We start from the raw sequence: 2,007 nt of genomic DNA on the forward strand, positions 1-2,007 counted from the left end.
TAAGTGGTTGTTGTCGTTCCGGCGTTGAGGGTTGCGTTTCCGCTGGTCGGGCGTGAGGTCGGGAGTCTCGGGGAGTGGTGACGTGTCGAGTCGTCGCTCAGGTGGAGGTCGCAGATGCCGTCGGTCGTGGGGCTGCTGGAACAGCGTGAGCTGACCGCTCGCCGTCGTATGGACGAGCTGCGGGAGGAGGCCGACCGCATCCAGGCTGAGCTGGTCGTGGTCGAGCGGGAGTGGAACGAGTGGGTCATCGCCCGCTCGCGTGTCGGCGAGGTCCTGGCCCCGGGCGATGACGATGCCGGTTCCGTCGCCTGCGAGGAGCGGTCGGATCGCAGTGATCTGCCGGCAGCGCCTGAGACCTCGGGGGCCGCGAAGCCGAAATCGGTGGTGCCGATGTGGCGTGCGGGACTGGTCTGGTCGGCACTGTCGGCGGACTACCAGCGGATCCTTCAGGTTCTTGCGGACCGGAACCGTCTCGGTCAAGGACCGTTGACCTGCCAGGAGATGGCCGCCTGCTTCGGCCTGGACCCGGTGCCCGCGAAGATCGAGGCGTTGCGGTCGAAGGCGAAGCGGCTGGTGGCCCGGGGCTGGCTGGTCGAGTCGGCGCCGGGCCGGTTCACGCTCGCGAAGAGCGTGGCCGGGCCAGGCGGCGGGTCATGAGCTGCGTCATCGACCAGTAGACCATCGCCTCCGCACTGCTGGTGGACCGCTCGAAGTCCCGCACGAGGCGGCGGCTTTGCATCAGATGGGCAAAGAACCGCTCCACGATCCAGCGCTTGGGCAGCACGACGAAGCCGCGCATGTCGTCGCTGCGCTTGACGATGGTGAGGACCAGGGCGAGGGCGGCGAGACAGTGTTCGACGAGGCTGCCGGTGTAACCGCCGTCGGCCCAGACCAGGGCCAGCAGGTGATGCGCGGCGGCGACCTGGGCCAGCAGGACCTGGGCCGCCGCACGGTCCCCGACATCCGCGCTGGTGACCATCACCGTGAGCAGGAGGCCGAGGGTGTCGACCACGGCGTGCCGCTTGCGGCCGTTGATGAGCTTGCCGCCGTCGAAGCCGCGGGTGCCGGCGCCGACGACGGCGTCCGCCTTGACCGACTGTGAGTCGATGACCCCCGCGCTCGGCTCCGGGGCCCGCCCTGCCTGCTCGCGGACCTTGCGGCGGAGGCGGTCGTGGAACTCCTTGACCATGCCGTGGTCGCGCCAGCGGCGGAAGAAAGCGTAGACCCGGTCCCACGGCGGGAAGTCGGCCGGCATGGCCCGCCACTTGATGGCGTTGTCGACCAGGTAGCGGATCGCGTCCAGTATCGCGCGGTGGCAGTACGCCTCCGGCTGCCCGCCCCGCCCGCGCAGCCAGCCCGGCACCGGCAGCAACGGTCTCACCACCGCCCACTCCGCCTCCGACATGTCGGTCGGGTAGCGGCGCTCGCGCACCGGGTGGTCGCCGGCGTTCCCGAACCGGTGAGCCAGGCAGTCACACGCAAGGGTGGTCGAAGTGGACTCCACCCACATGATGTCGTAGAACTGCGACAACAGGGCCTCCTGGACAGCTTTTTGGCGTAGACACCCTTGGAGCTACCAAGAGGCCCTGTTCTCATGCGCGCCGGCCGCCGCAGTCACCCGATTGAGACTCCGGCCGACCGATACCGATCAGGATCGGGCCGACGACACCCACCGCGCTCGTGAGCCGAAGCCTGCGGGCAGGCGACAGCAGGTCGCCGTCATCGCCGGAACAGCTGGGGGTAGGGGCAGACATCCAGGGGCTCAGCCGGCCGATCCGCCCAGTGCCACCAGGTGTGACCCTCCGGGCACCTCCAGGCGTGTCGGCACACACGCTGCTTGTCCTCATCGCGGAGAGACAAAACAAGGCCCAGGCTCTTCATCACGCGCCCGCAGTCAGGGCAGTTCAGCAGCTCGGGGGCGTGGTCCACGGCGGACAGGCTAGCTCACCCCATCGAAACTCCCGTTCGGTCCACACCCCTCAAGATCGGAACGACAACAGCCTCTAA

Annotated in this window: 2 protein-coding genes; one reads left to right on the forward strand and one right to left on the reverse strand. The window is 68.8% G+C overall.

Features of this window, described 5'->3' with window-relative positions:
• Positions 1-114: 114 nt before the first annotated feature.
• Entirely contained in the window at positions 115-657 is a 543-nt protein-coding gene (locus tag ACFU95_RS50915; RefSeq protein WP_383844763.1) for a hypothetical protein, read from the forward strand.
• Here the strand turns inward: ACFU95_RS50915 and ACFU95_RS50920 are convergent.
• Positions 614-1,531: an IS5 family transposase gene (locus tag ACFU95_RS50920; protein ID WP_383844766.1), complete on the reverse strand. Its 918-nt coding sequence runs from the start codon at positions 1,529-1,531 to the stop codon at positions 614-616. The genes ACFU95_RS50915 and ACFU95_RS50920 overlap by 44 nt on opposite strands.
• Between the last annotated feature and the right edge of the window lie 476 nt (positions 1,532-2,007).

The organism is Streptomyces sp. NPDC057623 (genome assembly GCF_042800355.1).
Lineage (GTDB): Bacteria > Actinomycetota > Actinomycetes > Streptomycetales > Streptomycetaceae > Streptomyces.

Bases quoted from the DNA above. Each gene is read 5' to 3' on its own strand.
- ACFU95_RS50915 (WP_383844763.1), top strand. From the start codon at position 115: ATGCCGTCGGTCGTGGGGCTGCTGGAACAGCGTGAGCTGACCGCTCGC.